Genomic DNA, 14,657 nt, shown 5'->3' with positions numbered 1-14,657 from the left:
AAATCGGCGTCACAACGACCGAGTTTGCTTAACGAACCTACAGTAAACTTAGCCGTCGGCACCCTAGAAGTAAAGCGATTACAGGCTCTTAGGAGTTCTCTCGGATGCTTACTGAGGCCGGAATTACGACGGGACTGTTAGGGATTTCTTAACCAACTCGGTAACACACTCGTCCGAAGTGGGAAAGGACGGCTCTGCCAGATGAACGGGCGCATCCTGATCGTCGATGATATCGCTACCAACCGTATCCTCTACCGGTCCCGGCTGGCGGCGGCGTTCTATGAACCGATCCTCGCGGAGTCGGGGGTCGCATGTCTTGAGATGGCAGCCTCGCACCAACCTGACCTGATCCTTCTGGACCTGCAGCTTCCCGACCTGCCGGGAAACGAGGTGCTGCGTCGCCTGCGGGCCGATCCGGCAACGCGGGACATCCCGGTAATCGTGCTGACCGCCGCGACCGACAATGCCGTGCGGCTTGCAGCCCTTGCCGCAGGCGCGGATGAGGTGATCGGCAAGCCGGCGGCGGATGCGGTGCTTCTGGCACGGATGCGCAACCTCCTTCGTGCCAAGGCTGGGCTCGACTTCCCGGTGGGTGAGGCGCTTGCCCCCGGCTTTGCCGAGCCGGCGCAGGCTTTCGAGCGGAAGGCGACCGTCGCCGTGGTGGCCGGCCAGCGCGACAGCGGCCGCCAGTTGCAGGCCGACCTTGCCGATGCGCTGGGCGCGCATCTTCTGCTTCTTTCGCGCCCGCAGGCGCTGGCCGAGGCGACCCTGGCCGAAACGGACCCAAGCGCCGTTCCCGATGTCTTCATCCTGCAGGATGATGGCACTGACAGCACAAGCACGCTGCGCTTTCTTTCGGAGTTGAAAAGCCACACGGCCACCCGTTATTCGGCGGTCTGCGTTCTGCGCCGGTTCGGCGAAGGCGATGATGCCGCCATGGTCTTTGATCTTGGGGCGGATGATGTCGTCGGGGCCGAGGTGACGACCGCCGAACTGGCGCTTCGGACCCGTGGGCTGATCCGCCGCAAACAGCGGGGCGACCAGAAGCGCGCCCGGATCGAGGACGGACTGCGCCTGGCGATGATCGACCCGCTGACCGGGCTGCACAACCGCCGCTACGCGATGCCCCAGCTTGCCGCCATCGCCGCAAGGGCTGCGGAAGAGGGAAGGCCGTTCGCGGTGATGATCGTCGATCTCGACCGCTTCAAGCTGGTGAACGACCGGCACGGCCACGGGGCTGGCGATCAGGTACTGGTCGAGGTCTCGCGCCGCCTGACCGCCAACCTGCGCACCGGCGATCTTCTGGCCCGGATCGGAGGCGAGGAGTTCCTTGTGGCCCTGCCTGATGCCGGCATGGCGTTGGCCCGCACCGTCGCAGAACGCCTGTGCCGGTCGATCGAGGAGCGGCCGATCCGGCTTGCCTCGGGCGCCCTGCTGACGGTCACCGTCTCGATTGGGGTGGCGGTGTCGGATGGGACGCGCCTGAACTCATCAGACGCGGTGATCGAGGCTGCGGACCTTGCGCTTCTGGATTCGAAGGGATCGGGGCGGAACCAGGTGACGTTCCGCCTGAGTGCGGCCTAGCCCGCAATTCGCCGGGGTTGGCACGGATTTGGCTCCGGAATGCTGCGGCGCAGAAAGAAAGCCCTTGCCGTTTGTGACGAAATCATGCTTTCAAGCGCAAGAATATTGCGCGGAGGTGAGTCGTGTTGCGTCCTGTCCGGTCGGTCCTCTACATCCCCGCCTCGAAGGAGCGCGCGCTGGAAAAAGCGCGTGAGCTGCAGGCGGATGCGATCATCTTCGACCTTGAGGATGCCGTGGCCCCCGAAGAGAAGGCCCGGGCCCGGACGCTTCTGGCCGCCGAACTTGCGTCAGCGGACTTTGGCCCGCGCCTACGGATCGTGCGGGTGAACGGGCTTGAGACGCCCTGGGGGGCCGCGGACCTCCTGGCCTTCGCCAATCATCCCGGCATGGATGCGGTGCTGGTGCCGAAGGTGAACGGGACCGAGGATCTCGAAGCCGTGGCGCCCAGGGTGGCCAAGCCGATCTGGGCGATGATGGAAACCGCGCGCGGCTGCCTGAACGCCGCAGCCATCGCGGCTCACCCACGCTTGCAGGGGATGGTCATGGGGACGAACGACCTTGCGCGCGAGCTTGGGGCCCGGCCGCGGGCCGACCGGCTGCCGCTGATGGCGGCGCTTGGCACCTGCCTTCTGGCGGCGCGCGCCGAAGGCAAGCTGATCGTGGACGGTGTCTTCAACGCCTTCCGCGACGAAGAGGGACTGAAGGCCGAATGCGAGCAGGGCCGGGACATGGGCTTTGACGGCAAGACGCTGGTCCACCCCGCGCAGATCGCCGTGGCGAACGCGGTCTTCGCGCCCAGCGACGAAGACCTGACGCTCGCCCGGCGGCAGATCGCCGCCTATGCCGAGGCGCGCGACCGTGGCGAGGGGGTGGCGGTCGTCGACGGACGCATCGTCGAGAACCTGCATGTCGCGACCGCGGAGGCACTGATCGCGAAGGCCGAGGCGATTGCGGCGCTTGCCGATTGAGGGCAGGGTGGCGCGCGACGCATCGGGGGGACGGGCATGACGCTGATCATTCTGGGACTGCTTCTGTGGTGGGGCGCCCATCTTTTCAAACGGCTCGCGCCGGCGCGCCGGGCGGCGATGGGCGACGCCGGCAAGGGGCTTGTGGCGGTCGGCGTCCTGGCCGGGATGGTGCTGATGGTGATCGGCTACCGGGGCGTCGAACACATCGACCTCTGGTATCCGCCAGCCTTCCTGACCCATGTGAACAACCTTCTGATGCTGCTCGCGATCTATCTTTACGCGGCAAGCGGGATGAAGACGCGGATCACGCGGGTGATCCGGCACCCGCAGCTGACGGCGGTGAAGACCTGGGCCGTGGCGCATCTTCTGGTGAACGGGGACCTTGCAAGCGTCATTCTCTTCGGCGGGCTTCTGGCCTGGGCGGTGCTCGAGGTGATCCTGATCAACCGGGCCGAGCCGCGCCCGGCGCTGAACCCGCCCGCCCCGGCCGGGAAAGAGATCGGCGCGGTCCTTGGCGCGGTGCTGGTCACGGCGGCGATCGGCTGGGTGCATAACTGGCTGGGGGTCTGGCCCTATGGCTGAGGTCGGACGGGGGGGGTCACACCCCCCAGCCCATTGGTTTCTCGAACAAATGGCGAAACCAAAGGTCTACCCCCGTGGGATACTTGGGCAGAAAGGATGACAATTTTAGTAGAATTGTCAGAGGTTTGCGGAAGATGAAGCTCTATCGGTTCCTCAGCGCGGATGACACGTCGGCCTTCTGTCACAAGGTGACGGCGGCCCTGAACAAGGGGTGGGAGCTTCACGGCAGCCCGACCTATGCCTTCGATGCGGCCAATGGCGTCATGCGCTGCGGGCAGGCGGTGGTGAAGGAGGCTCCGGGCGATTATCACCCCGACCTGAAGCTGGGCGAGCTATGAAGACCAATCCGGGCCGTTTCTTCGAGGATTACCGGCTGGGCGAGGTGATCGTCCATGCCGTGCCGCGCACGGTCGGCGCGGGCGAGCGGGCGCTTTATCACGCGCTTTACCCTGCGCGGGGGGCGGTTCATTCCTCGGACGAATTTGCACGGTCGGTGGGCTTGGCCGCCAGCCCGATGGACGATCTGATCGCCTTCCACACCGTCTTCGGCAAGACGGTGCCGGACATCAGCCTGAATGCGGTGGCGAACCTTGGGTATGCCGAGGGGCGCTGGCTGCGCCCAGTCTGGCCGGGGGATACCTTGCGGTCGGTCTCCGAGGTGATCGGGCTGAAGGAAACCTCCAGCGGTGCGACCGGGGTGGTCTGGGTGCGCACCAAGGGGATGAACCAGCGGGATGAGGTCGTCCTCGACTACGTGCGCTGGGTGATGGTGCGCAAGCGCCGCCGCGAGGTGGTGGTCGAGACGCATGTCCCGAAGCTTGCCGCCGCCGTTAGCCCAGAACAGCTTGTCGTTCCCGACGGCCTCGATTTCACCCGCTACGACTTTGCCCTTGCCGGTGAACCCCATCGCTGGGGCGATTATGCCGTGGGCGAGGTGATCGACCATGTCGATGCGGTGACCATCGAGGAAGCCGAGCACATGCTGGCGACCCGCCTCTGGCAGAACACCTCGAAGGTCCATTTCGACGTCAGCCAGCGCGAAGACGGGCGCCGCCTGATCTATGGCGGGCATGTCATCAGCCTTGGCCGGGCGCTCAGCTTCAACGGTCTGGCCAATGCCCAGTTCATCGCCGGCCTGAACGCCGGCGCGCATGTGAACCCCTGCTTTGCCGGCGATACGGTGCGCGCCTGGTCCGAAGTGCTGGACCGGGCCGAGACCACGGCACCCGGTGTCGGCGCGCTGCGCCTGCGCCTGGTGGTGACGCGGGGGAAGGCTGGTGCGTTGCGCGATGCCGAGGGGAAATACCTGACTGATGTGCTGCTGGATCTCGATTACTGGGCATTCCTGCCACGCTAGACACTATTTCTGGTGCCAGCTGAGCATTGACCGTTCAGTCAGTCGGAATTCCGTGCCATGATTCGTCAAACGAACCATGGAGGCACTTCACATGCGGACACTCGTGACAGCGATGGCACTGGCCCTTGCATCCGGGACGGCACAGGGTCAGGAGCCCATCGTGTACGGCGGAGCGGCGATCGAGTTTACCTACGACGAGTTCGGTTCCGACTCCGGCACGACGTCCTATTTGTCGGGCTACAGCGAGGTTGACATCGGCGGGCTCTACATCGGCCTCTGGGGCCAGCTTGCCAGCGACGATGTGCTGGACGAGGTCGACCTCTACTTCGGCTACCGCAACGAACTGGCTTCAGGTGTCGCCTACAACGCCTATTACACCCGCTACTACTATCCCAACGACGGTTATGACGGCGGCGGCGAATTCGGTCTGGAGGTCGATGTTCCGCTCAACGACCAGTTCGCGGTGGGAACCGAGGTCTACTACTCCCCGGCCTTCGAAGGGGCGGAATCGCTCTGGTCCGGCTACGTCGGCGCGGCCTTCCTTGCCACGGATTCGCTGGAGATTTCCGGGCTTTACGGCTCATACGAAGTGGATGGGGCCGGCAGCGAGGAAGAATGGGAGCTTGGTGCGACCTATTTCCTCGGCGAGGAGACCTCGGTCGATTTCCGCTACTATGACGGCACCGAATACGAAAACAGCTATCTTGGCCTGTCGCTGGCCTGGGATACGACCATCTTCGGCGGCTGATTGCCTTCACTTCCCAAGAGGGCCGGCGGCCAGCCCGGCCTTTTTCGTTTGGCTGCATCAGCGCGAGCGTGCCCATGTTTTTGTGATCACGCCCCGAAAATTTGCGATCACAAATCTGAAAAACTTGGGCAGATAGCGGAAACATCTCGCGTATGCGGCATCGTCGCGCGTGACATGCGCGAAATCCGCGTTATTCAGGGGCAGGATAGCAACGACCGGCAGCGGCCCGATCCGGGACCCTCCGGCAAGCAAGCGCGAGGACAGCCATGGCAGACATGAAGCGGGCCGAGCGGCCCCTGTCGCCGCACCTGCAGATCTACCGGCCGCAGATGACCTCGATCTCCTCGATCCTCACGCGGATCACCGGCAACGGGCTGATCGTGGCGGTGGCGCTGGCGGTCTGGTGGCTTCTGGCGGCGGCAACGTCAGAGGCCTATTTCGCCGTGGCCGACGCGGTGGTGACCAGCTGGTTCGGCGATCTTGTCTTCACCCTCGCCGCCTGGGCGGTCTGGTACCATTTCCTCGCGGGCCTCCGGCACCTTTACTATGACGCGGGCAAGGGGATGGACATTCCCACGGCGGAAAAGCTGGGCTGGGCCTGCATCATCGGGTCGGTCGTCCTGACCGTGATCACCGTTCTTCTGGTTCAGTGAGGGTTCCATGCGCTATCTGACCGCCCGCAAGCGTGCCGAGGGCCGTGGCGCCGCCGGAACCGGGACCGAGCATCACTGGTCGATGACCGTCTCGGCGGTCGGCTTGGCGATCCTTGTCCCGATCTGGCTTTACATCTTCGGCAAGGCGCTGGGCCAGCCGCGCGAGGCGGTGCTTGAGACCTTCGCCAACCCCTTTGCCGCCATCGTCACGGCGCTGGTACTGGTGGTGGGGATGCGCCATTTCGCAATGGGTGCCACGACGATGATCGAGGACTATGCCCAGGGCACCACGCGCAAGGCCCTGATCATCGGCGCCGTGGCGCTGGCTTGGGCAATCGCGGCCACGGGCCTTTTCGCTCTGGCCCGGATCGCACTTTGAAGGACGCATGATGCAAGCCTACGCTTACGAGACGCATGATTACGATGTGGTTGTGGTCGGGGCCGGCGGTGCCGGTCTGCGCGCCACACTGGGCATGGCCGAACAGGGCCTGCGCACCGCCTGCGTGACCAAGGTCTTCCCGACCCGCAGCCATACCGTCGCGGCCCAGGGCGGGATCGCGGCCAGCCTTGGCAACATGGGGCCGGACAGCTGGCAGTGGCACATGTATGACACCGTGAAGGGGTCGGACTGGCTGGGCGACACCGACGCGATGGAATACCTTGCGCGCGAGGCGCCGAAGGCAGTCTACGAGCTGGAACATTACGGCGTGCCGTTCAGCCGGACGGAAGAGGGCAAGATCTACCAGCGCCCCTTCGGTGGCCACACGACCGAGTTCGGCGAGGGCCCGCCGGTGCAGCGCACCTGTGCCGCCGCCGACCGCACCGGGCACGCAATCCTGCATACGCTCTATGGGCAAAGCCTGAAGAACAATGCGGAATTCTACATTGAATACTTCGCGCTGGACCTGATCATCACCGATGGTGCCTGCACCGGCGTGGTGGCCTGGAAGCTCGACGACGGCTCGATCCATGTCTTCAACGCCAAGATGGTGGTGCTGGCCACGGGTGGCTATGGCCGCGCCTATTTCAGCGCGACCTCGGCCCATACCTGCACCGGCGACGGCGGCGGGATGGTGGCCCGCGCGGGCCTGCCGCTGCAGGACATGGAGTTCGTGCAGTTCCACCCGACCGGCATCTACGGTTCGGGCTGTCTGATCACCGAAGGCGCACGGGGTGAGGGCGGGTATCTGACCAATGCCAATGGCGAGCGGTTCATGGAGCGCTATGCGCCCCACTACAAGGACCTCGCGCCGCGCGACTATGTCAGCCGCTGCATGACGCTGGAAATCCGCGAAGGCCGGGGCGTGGGCGCGCAAGGCGACCATATCCACCTGAACCTTTCCCACCTGCCGAAAGAGACGCTGGAACTGCGGCTGCCAGGGATCAGCGAGTCCGCGCGCATTTTCGCCGGCGTGGACCTGACGAAGGAACCGATCCCGGTCCTGCCGACTGTGCATTACAACATGGGTGGCATTCCGACGAACTACTGGGGCGAGGTTCTGAACCCCACGGCTGGGGACCCGGACGCGGTCTTCCCGGGCCTTATGGCGGTGGGTGAGGCGGGCTGCGCCTCGGTCCATGGGGCGAACCGGCTGGGGTCGAACAGCCTGATCGACCTTGTGGTCTTCGGTCGCGCCGCCGCGATCCGCGCCGGGCAAGTCGTGGACCGCGACGCGAGCGTCCCCGCAACCAACAAGGGTGAGGTCGACAAGGCCCTGTCCCGCTTCGACGCCTTCCGCCACGCCAAGGGCAACGTGCCGACGGCAGCCCTGCGCCTGGAGATGCAGAAGACGATGCAGGCCGACGCCGCCGTCTTCCGGGCCGAGGAAACCCTGGCCCAGGGCGAGAAGAAGATGACCGCGATCGCCGGCAAGATGGACGACCTTTCCGTCACCGACCGCAGCCTGATCTGGAACAGCGACCTGATGGAGACGCTGGAGCTTGCGAACCTCATGCCGAACGCGCTGGCCACGATCTACGGCGCGCATGCCCGGACCGAAAGCCGCGGGGCGCACGCGCATGAGGACCACCCGCAGCGCGACGATGCCAACTGGCGCAAGCACAGCCTGGCATGGATTGACGGCGCGAAGGTCAGGCTGGACTATCGTCCGGTTCGCACCGAACCCCTCACGACCGAGGCACAGGGCGGCATCCCGCTTAAGAAGATCGCCCCTGCGGAAAGGAAGTTCTGATGCGCGCCGCCCTTGTCCTTGCCTCAGCCCTTCTGGTCGCGGCCTGCGATCCGGCCGAGGTCGCGGACAGGGCGCTGAAACGTACGGTCCAGACAGTGGTCTTTCCGGTCGTCAACGTTGACATGCCCGCCGGACCAGCGCAGTCCGCCACCGATTGCATATTGAATGAGGCAACGTCGGAAGAACTGCGGCTGCTCGCCCGGGACGTGGGGGTCGTTGCCGGAAGCTCGACGAAGGCCACCATCCGGTCCATCGCCCTGCGTCCCGGCGCACAGGCCTGTTTCGCCGCCAGCGGCGTGCCGCCGATCCGGTAAGGCGATGCGGCGGGCCGTCACCCCTCTTCTTCTCGCGCTTGCGGCCTGCGGTCCGATCCCGCTGCCCCAGGCCGAAAGGCAATGCGTGGAACGCGCCCGCCTTGCCCAGCAACCGCGCGGCGAAGTGGGCTTCGGCGTCGGGACGGGCGGGCGGCGAAGCACGGAATTCTCGGTCGAGGTGACCAGCGATTTCCTGACCGGCAGGGATCCCGCTGTCGTCTATGAGACCTGCGTGCGGCAAAAGGCAGGGCAGGCACCGTCGCGCCCGCTTTTCTCGCATCCGGACTGGACCGGCCGATGACCGGCTTGGCCCCCATGCAGCTTTTCCATGATGTTCCGGTCGTTCCCGTCAGACGCGTCCAGCGCCTGAAGGGAGAGGGCGGTCCGATCTGGCCGGATTTCGACACCCAGTTCGAGGCGCGCCACTGCCGGGGCGGTCTGGCCTGCGACGTCAGGCCCGAACGCCCAGACCGCTTGCGCCCGCTGGCCGAGCCCGTTGTCTGGGGCGGGTTTCTGATCCATCACTTCGGGCATCTGGTCAGCGAGCATATCACCCGCCTGCCGCAGTCCCTGCGTGACCGCCCGGATGATCTTTACCTCTTCACCGGCATGCCGGGTGCGCGCACCGAGACCCTGCCTGGCTTCGTCTGGGATGTGCTGGACTGGCATGGCCTGCGGCGCGACCGGCTTCGCCTTGTTGACGAGCCGCTGCTTGCCGAGGAGCTTCGGGTTGCTGCCCAGGGCGAGACGCTCGGCGGTCCGACCCCGACCGACGAATTCCTCGAGCTTCTTGCAGCAATGGCGGACCGGAACGGCCTGGTGCCGGAACGGAACCGGTTCGTCTACATCAGCCGCGTGGGATTTGTCGCGCAAGGCAAGGGTGGACATGCCGGCGAAAGCTACCTTGCGGGCCTTCTGGAAAAGCTCGGTGTCCGGGTCATCGAGCCCGGAGGGCTGCCGGTCCGCCGCCAGATGGAAATCTACGCCGGGGCCGAGGTGCTGATCTTCGCCGAAGGCTCGGCGCTGCATGGGCGCTGTCTTCTGGGGTTCATCGACCAGCAGATCCACGTTTTGCCGCGCCGACCGTTCCGCAAGACGGCACGGGTGCAACTGGGGGCCCGGTGCCGTCAGCTTGTCTACCACCCGGTTCTGGCCGGTCGCCTTGGCACCCGGACCGAACGTCGCGGCAACCGTAACGACCTTGACGTCGGCCTTTACGATCCCGAAGTCCTCTTTGCCGTCTTCGCGGGGATGGGGATCGACCTCAGGCCGCACTGGGACCCCGACGCCTATCGTGCCGCCGTTCAGGCCGACCTCGCGGCCTGGATGGCCCGGGTGCGAACCTCGCCCGACCAGACAGCCGAGAACATGGACGTTCTTGCCGACCTTGACCTTTTGCCGACCGCGCCGCTTTCGGCCGCCCAGCCTGTTTGCCAGACCTGAAAGGACAGACCGATGGTCCAGTTCACCTTGCCGAAGAACTCGAAGATCCGCACCGGAAAGACCTGGCCGAAGCCGGACGGCAAGAATGTTCGCAAGTTCCAGATCTATCGCTGGAACCCCGATGACGGCGAGAACCCGCGCGTCGACACCTATTTCGTCGACATGGACACCTGTGGCCCGATGGTCCTTGACGCGCTGATCAAGATCAAGACCGAGATCGACCCGACGCTGACCTTCCGCCGCTCGTGCCGTGAAGGCATCTGCGGGTCCTGCGCGATGAACATCGACGGGATCAACACGCTGGCCTGTATCTACGGCCTGGATGAGGTGAAGGGCGACGTCCGCATCTACCCCTTGCCGCACATGCCGGTGATCAAGGACCTGATCCCTGACCTTACGCTCTTCTACGCCCAGCATGCCAGCATCATGCCGTGGCTGGAGACCAAGACGAACACCCCGGGCAAGGAGTGGCGCCAGTCGATCGAGGACCGCAAGAAACTGGACGGCCTTTATGAATGCGTGATGTGCGCGTCCTGCTCCACCGCCTGCCCGAGCTACTGGTGGAACTCGGATCGGTTCCTTGGTCCGGCGGCGCTGCTGCATGCCTACCGCTGGATCATCGACAGCCGTGACGAGGCGACGGGTGAGCGGCTGGATGCGCTGGAGGACCCCTTCAAGCTGTACCGCTGCCACACGATCATGAACTGCGCCAAGACCTGCCCAAAGGGGCTGAACCCGGCGAAGGCGATTGCCGAGATCAAGAAGATGATGGTCGAACGCGTGGTGTGACTCCAGCAGGCTTTCGGCAGGCTTGCCGTCCGGGCATTTTCGGGCAAGCCTGCCGTGCATGAAACCTGACCATCCCGATCACCCCGCGCCGCCCGATGCTGCCGCCCGGAAGGGCGTGGCCCCCGTCATCTGCTACCCGGTCGAAGGGTTGCCACGCCCCGACCTTGCCGCCTATCGCACGGCCCGGGCATGCTGGACGATGGTGTCGGAAACTCTGGTGCCCCCGCGTGAGGCGCGGTGTTTCGAGGTGCCGGCGGGCCACTTCTTTCGCATCGTCAGCGTCGAGGGGCCGCAGGTTGGTGACCTGAATCTCTTTTCCGCGAAGGACTTGGGGGAGAGGTTCTTCTCCGGCAAGACCCGGGCGCTGCATGGAACGCATCTTTCTGCGGGCGACCGGATGTGGTCCTGCCTGCCTTATCTGCGCCCGATGGCCACGATCACCGAGGACACGCTGGACTGGTACGGTTTCGATGCCTTCGGCGGGGCGGTGCATGACGTGATCGGTACGCGCTGCGACCCCTATACCCATGCGCTTCTCTCGGGCGGGGACCAGTACCACCACTGCTGCCATTCCAACCTGACGCGGGCGGTGGCGGCCCATGCGGGCCTGCCTCTCCACGCGGCAGAGCTGCATGTGCATGACGTGCTGAACGTCTTCATGTGCACCGGGTTTACCCGGGACACGGGCCAGTATTTCATGAAGGCGTCGCCCGTCCGGCCCGGGGATTACCTTGAATTCATGGCAGAAATCGACCTGATCGGCGCACTGTCGGCCTGCCCGGGCGGGGATTGTTCAGCCGAGCATTCCTCGGACACGGCGGCCTGCCATCCGCTTCTGGTGCAGGTCTTCCGCCCAAAGGCTCCGCCCGCAGGCTGGGCACCGCCGGGACCGAACCCCTATGACCGAAGCCACGGTCAGGAATAGCGTTCGACCGTTGCCGCCTGCGCGTCGTCGTAGCGGTCGCCCCAGGTCCAGCCGACGGGGAGAAGGCGGTCGATCTCTTCCCGGTCATGGTCGTCAAGGTCGATCTCTGGGGCCTGAAGCCAGGCGCACAGGTGATCGGCCGTGCGGGTGCCGGGGATTGGAATGATGTGCGGCCCGCGGTCGAGAAGCCATGCAAGGGCCAGGGCGGACGGGGTGACCCTGCGGCTCATGGCGAAGGCGTGGAAGGCCTGAAGCCGTTCCCGGTTGTGAGGCCAGTTCTCCGCGTGGAACCGCGGAATGCGGGTGCGGAATTCCCCCGCCGCGAAGGTCGTCGGGTCTGCCATCGGGGTCCCGAACACGCCCCGCGCAAGGGGCGAGAACGGGACGAAGGCCACGCCCAGCCGCGCGCAAAGCTGGATCAGGCCAAGTTCGGGCTGCCGTGTCCACAGCGAGTACTCATTCTGCACCGCCATCACGGGATGCACCGCATGGGCGCGTTCGACCGTGTAGGGCGCCACTTCGGAGAGGCCGTAGCCCAGGATTTTCCCTTCCTGAACAAAACGTTGCATGGTTCCGGCCAGGTCTTCGGCGGGGATCTGCGGATCGTGGCGATGGGCGTAGAAAAGGGTGACGTGGTCTAAGCCGAGACGTTTCAGCGACCCCTCCAACTCGGCCCGCAGATGCTCGGGCCGGTTGTCGATCCGGCGGGTGGGATCGTCGGTAAAGGCCGCCTTTGTCGCGATGTGGGGCCGGTGCTTCCGGGTCCGCAGCCATTCGCCCATCACCGTTTCGCTGACGCCCTTGCCGTAGATGTTGGCGGTGTCGAGAAAGGTGATCCCGGCGTCCCATGCGGCGTCGAGGGTGCGGAGCGAGTCGGCCTCGGTCGTCGGGCCGAAGATGCCACCGAAGGAGAGGCAGCCCAGTCCAAGGGCCGAGACCATCGGTCCGTTCCGGCCAAGTCCACGCGTCTTCATGGCGTCACGTAGTGCAGGCCCTGAAACCGGGCGCGCAGGGCGCGGGTCCGGGGGGCCACGGTTTCGGGCGCGTTCGACCGCAGCCCCTCGGCGATCAGCGCCGCGAGGGCAGGAGCGTCCGCAGGTGTCACACCGCGGCGCACAAGCTCGGGCGTCCCGATCCGCAGGCCGTTCATATCGCCCGGCACTTCGGGCAGCGGCAGGCCAATGCCGCAGGCGAGGAATCCGGCCTTGCGCAGGGTCTTGGAGGCAGCTTGCCCGCCGCCGAAGGCCGCCGCCTCGATCGCGAACTGGTGCGAGGTGGTCACGCCCCGGTCGGCGGCAAAGACTGGCAGGCCAAGGTTAAGAAGTTCCTGGGCCAACGCCCGGGCAAGGTCGACCATCGCCTTCGCATAGGCCGCCGCGTGATCGCGCCAATCGAGGAGGGTGTAGGCCAGCGCCGCCGATTTCGCCGCGTCGAAGTTCGCGGTCAGGCCGGGAAAGGCGATGGCGTCGAGCCGTTCGGCGATGGCGGCGTCGTTGGTGACGATCAGCCCGCCGGCCGGGCCGCCGAGGGACTTGTAGGTCGACATCGTCATCAGATGCGCGCCCTCGGCCAGGGGACTGGCCCATACCCCGCCCGCGATGATCCCGCATTGGTGGGCCGCGTCGAAGAGGACCTTGGCCCCGACCTGATCGGCGATCTTCCTGACCTCGGCCACGGGGTGCGGGAAGAGGTTGAGGCTGCCGCCGACGGTGATGATCTTCGGCCGGACGGCATGGGCGAGGTCACGAAGGGCTGCAAGATCAAGGGTATAGCCATCGGCGTCGATGGGGGCGGGATGGGTGGTCAGCCCGTAAAGCCCTGCGCAGCCAGCGGCGTGGTGGGTGACATGGCCGCCGATCGTAGCGGGGGGCGCAATGATGCTGTCGCCGGGCTTGGCCAGTGCCATGAAGCCGTAAAGGTTCGCCAATGCGCCAGAACCGACACGGATCTCGGCATATCGCGCCCCGAAGACCTCGGCCGCAAGCTCGGCGCAGATGACCTCGATCTCCTCGATCGCTTCGAGCCCCGTCTCGTACTTGTCGCCGGGGTAGCCGAGCGAGGGGCGCGAGCCGATGCCGGACGCCAGCGCCGCCTCGGCCCGGGGGTTCATCACATTGGTCGCGGGGTTGAGGTTGAAGCAGTCCTGGTCGTGGATTTCGCGATTGCGTTCAATGAGTTGGTCCAACCGCGCCGCGACGGCGGAGGAGGGCTGCGCGACCCTTTCCGCAAGGGTCTGGATGTAGGTTTCACAGGCTTTCGGAACCCAGGGACGGGGGGCGAGGTGGGTCATGCGAAGGCCGCCTCCAGCGCGATTTCGATCATTGCGCCGAAGCTGCGCTCGCGCTGGTCTGAGGGCAGGGCTTCGCCGGTGGCGATGTGGTCGGACACGGTGAGGACCGCCAGCGCCCGCGCGCCGTGGCGGGCGGCGACCATGTAAAGCTCGGCCGCCTCCATCTCCACGCCAAGGCAGCCGTGGCGGGTCAGTTCCTTCCATAGGTCGGGGCGTTCGTCATAGAAAGTGTCGGAGGAATAGATGCCGCCGACGTGGACGGGCGTGCCCTTGGCCGTGGCGGCGGCGTAAGCCTTTGAGAGAAGGCCGAAATCGGCGCAGGGCGCGAAGTTCAACTCGCGGAAGATCGCGCGCGAAGGTGAGCCGAGGGTGGAACAAGTCTGCGCCAGGATCACATCGCGGACCTTCACATGTTCAGGCAGCGCCCCTGTGGAACCGACGCGGATCAGCGTCCTGGCGCCGTAGTCGCGGATGAGTTCGTTGGCGTAGATCGAGAGCGAGGGCATCCCCATGCCGGACCCGTGGATCGTGACGCGGTGGCCGTTCCAGGTGCCGGTGTAGCCGAGCATCCCGCGCACCTCGTTCACCAGGACGGCGTCCTTTAGGAAGGTCTGCGCGGCCCAGCGGGCGCGGTAGGGATCGCCCGGCAACAGGACGGTTTCGGCGATGTCGCCGGGCTTGGCACCGATGTGGACGGTCATTCTTCCCCCAGTTCCGCAAATCAGGGTTAACGCCTTGGATCTGCGATGTTTTCCGCGTCTTCTTACTGTCTTGCCCGCGTCTTCCTTTGGTGAAGACGTGCGGCCACTTCA

General features: G+C 65.7%; 17 protein-coding genes. 14 read left to right on the top strand and 3 right to left on the bottom strand.

Going from position 1 to position 14,657, the window contains the following annotated elements; translation table 11 throughout:
- Positions 1–201: 201 nt before the first annotated feature.
- From AC2D9V_RS01500 to AC2D9V_RS01435, 14 genes are all read left to right on the top strand, one after another.
- Positions 202–1,584, top strand: a complete 1,383-nt coding sequence (locus AC2D9V_RS01500) for a diguanylate cyclase (RefSeq protein WP_484712264.1) — start codon at positions 202–204, stop codon at positions 1,582–1,584.
- Between the two features lie 122 nt (positions 1,585–1,706).
- On the top strand, positions 1,707–2,552 hold the full coding sequence (locus tag AC2D9V_RS01495) for an HpcH/HpaI aldolase/citrate lyase family protein (protein ID WP_484712263.1): 846 nt from the start codon (positions 1,707–1,709) through the stop codon (positions 2,550–2,552).
- Between the two features lie 36 nt (positions 2,553–2,588).
- Positions 2,589–3,134, top strand: a complete 546-nt coding sequence (locus tag AC2D9V_RS01490; protein ID WP_484712262.1) for an NnrU family protein — start codon at positions 2,589–2,591, stop codon at positions 3,132–3,134.
- Between the two features lie 134 nt (positions 3,135–3,268).
- On the top strand, positions 3,269–3,472 hold the full coding sequence (locus AC2D9V_RS01485) for a DUF1737 domain-containing protein (protein ID WP_484712261.1): 204 nt from the start codon (positions 3,269–3,271) through the stop codon (positions 3,470–3,472).
- Positions 3,469–4,491: a MaoC family dehydratase gene (locus AC2D9V_RS01480; protein WP_484712260.1), complete on the top strand. Its 1,023-nt coding sequence runs from the start codon at positions 3,469–3,471 to the stop codon at positions 4,489–4,491. The genes AC2D9V_RS01485 and AC2D9V_RS01480 overlap by 4 nt, the downstream gene beginning before the upstream one ends.
- Before the next feature lie 91 nt (positions 4,492–4,582).
- Positions 4,583–5,239 carry a hypothetical protein gene (locus AC2D9V_RS01475; protein WP_484712259.1) on the top strand — a complete coding sequence of 219 codons (657 nt, stop codon included), beginning with the start codon at positions 4,583–4,585 and terminating at the stop codon, positions 5,237–5,239.
- A 266-nt stretch (positions 5,240–5,505) separates the two neighbouring features.
- Positions 5,506–5,892, top strand: a complete 387-nt coding sequence (sdhC, locus tag AC2D9V_RS01470) for a succinate dehydrogenase, cytochrome b556 subunit (RefSeq protein ID WP_484712258.1) — start codon at positions 5,506–5,508, stop codon at positions 5,890–5,892.
- Positions 5,893–5,899: 7 nt separating this feature from the next.
- Positions 5,900–6,271: a succinate dehydrogenase, hydrophobic membrane anchor protein gene (gene sdhD / locus AC2D9V_RS01465; RefSeq protein ID WP_484712257.1), complete on the top strand. Its 372-nt coding sequence runs from the start codon at positions 5,900–5,902 to the stop codon at positions 6,269–6,271.
- 10 nt (positions 6,272–6,281) lie between these two features.
- Entirely contained in the window at positions 6,282–8,084 is a 1,803-nt protein-coding gene (gene sdhA, locus AC2D9V_RS01460; RefSeq protein ID WP_484712256.1) for a succinate dehydrogenase flavoprotein subunit, read from the top strand.
- A complete protein-coding gene (locus tag AC2D9V_RS01455) occupies positions 8,084–8,398 on the top strand; it encodes a hypothetical protein (RefSeq protein ID WP_484712255.1) in 315 nt (104 codons plus the stop codon). The genes sdhA and AC2D9V_RS01455 overlap by 1 nt, the downstream gene beginning before the upstream one ends.
- Before the next feature lie 4 nt (positions 8,399–8,402).
- Complete coding sequence (locus AC2D9V_RS01450) at positions 8,403–8,699, top strand: hypothetical protein (protein WP_484712254.1); 297 nt, start codon at positions 8,403–8,405, stop codon at positions 8,697–8,699.
- Entirely contained in the window at positions 8,696–9,841 is a 1,146-nt protein-coding gene (locus tag AC2D9V_RS01445; protein ID WP_484712253.1) for a glycosyltransferase 61 family protein, read from the top strand. Before AC2D9V_RS01450 ends, AC2D9V_RS01445 begins: the two co-directional genes overlap by 4 nt.
- A 12-nt stretch (positions 9,842–9,853) precedes the next feature.
- Positions 9,854–10,630, top strand: a complete 777-nt coding sequence (locus AC2D9V_RS01440) for a succinate dehydrogenase iron-sulfur subunit (protein ID WP_484712252.1) — start codon at positions 9,854–9,856, stop codon at positions 10,628–10,630.
- 58 nt (positions 10,631–10,688) lie between these two features.
- Positions 10,689–11,555, top strand: a complete 867-nt coding sequence (locus AC2D9V_RS01435) for an urea carboxylase-associated family protein (RefSeq protein WP_484712251.1) — start codon at positions 10,689–10,691, stop codon at positions 11,553–11,555.
- On the opposite strand, the gene AC2D9V_RS01430 is transcribed toward AC2D9V_RS01435, so the two are convergent.
- The 3 genes from AC2D9V_RS01430 to deoD are packed head-to-tail and all read right to left on the bottom strand — an operon-like array spanning position 11,546 to position 14,546.
- Positions 11,546–12,529 (bottom strand): aldo/keto reductase, encoded by a 984-nt coding sequence (locus tag AC2D9V_RS01430; RefSeq protein WP_484712250.1) that lies wholly within the window; start codon positions 12,527–12,529, stop codon positions 11,546–11,548. The genes AC2D9V_RS01435 and AC2D9V_RS01430 overlap by 10 nt on opposite strands.
- The gene (locus AC2D9V_RS01425) at positions 12,526–13,845 is read right to left on the bottom strand and encodes an aminotransferase class I/II-fold pyridoxal phosphate-dependent enzyme (RefSeq protein ID WP_484712249.1); all 1,320 of its coding nucleotides are present in this window, start codon (positions 13,843–13,845) and stop codon (positions 12,526–12,528) included. Before AC2D9V_RS01425 ends, AC2D9V_RS01430 begins: the two co-directional genes overlap by 4 nt.
- Positions 13,842–14,546 (bottom strand): purine-nucleoside phosphorylase, encoded by a 705-nt coding sequence (deoD, locus tag AC2D9V_RS01420; RefSeq protein ID WP_484712248.1) that lies wholly within the window; start codon positions 14,544–14,546, stop codon positions 13,842–13,844. The genes AC2D9V_RS01425 and deoD overlap by 4 nt, the downstream gene beginning before the upstream one ends.
- Between the last annotated feature and the right edge of the window lie 111 nt (positions 14,547–14,657).

Source organism: Tabrizicola sp. T46 (assembly GCF_057219895.1).
The sequence above is the reverse complement of the archived record's forward strand: the minus strand, read 5'-3'. Positions and strand labels throughout refer to the sequence as shown.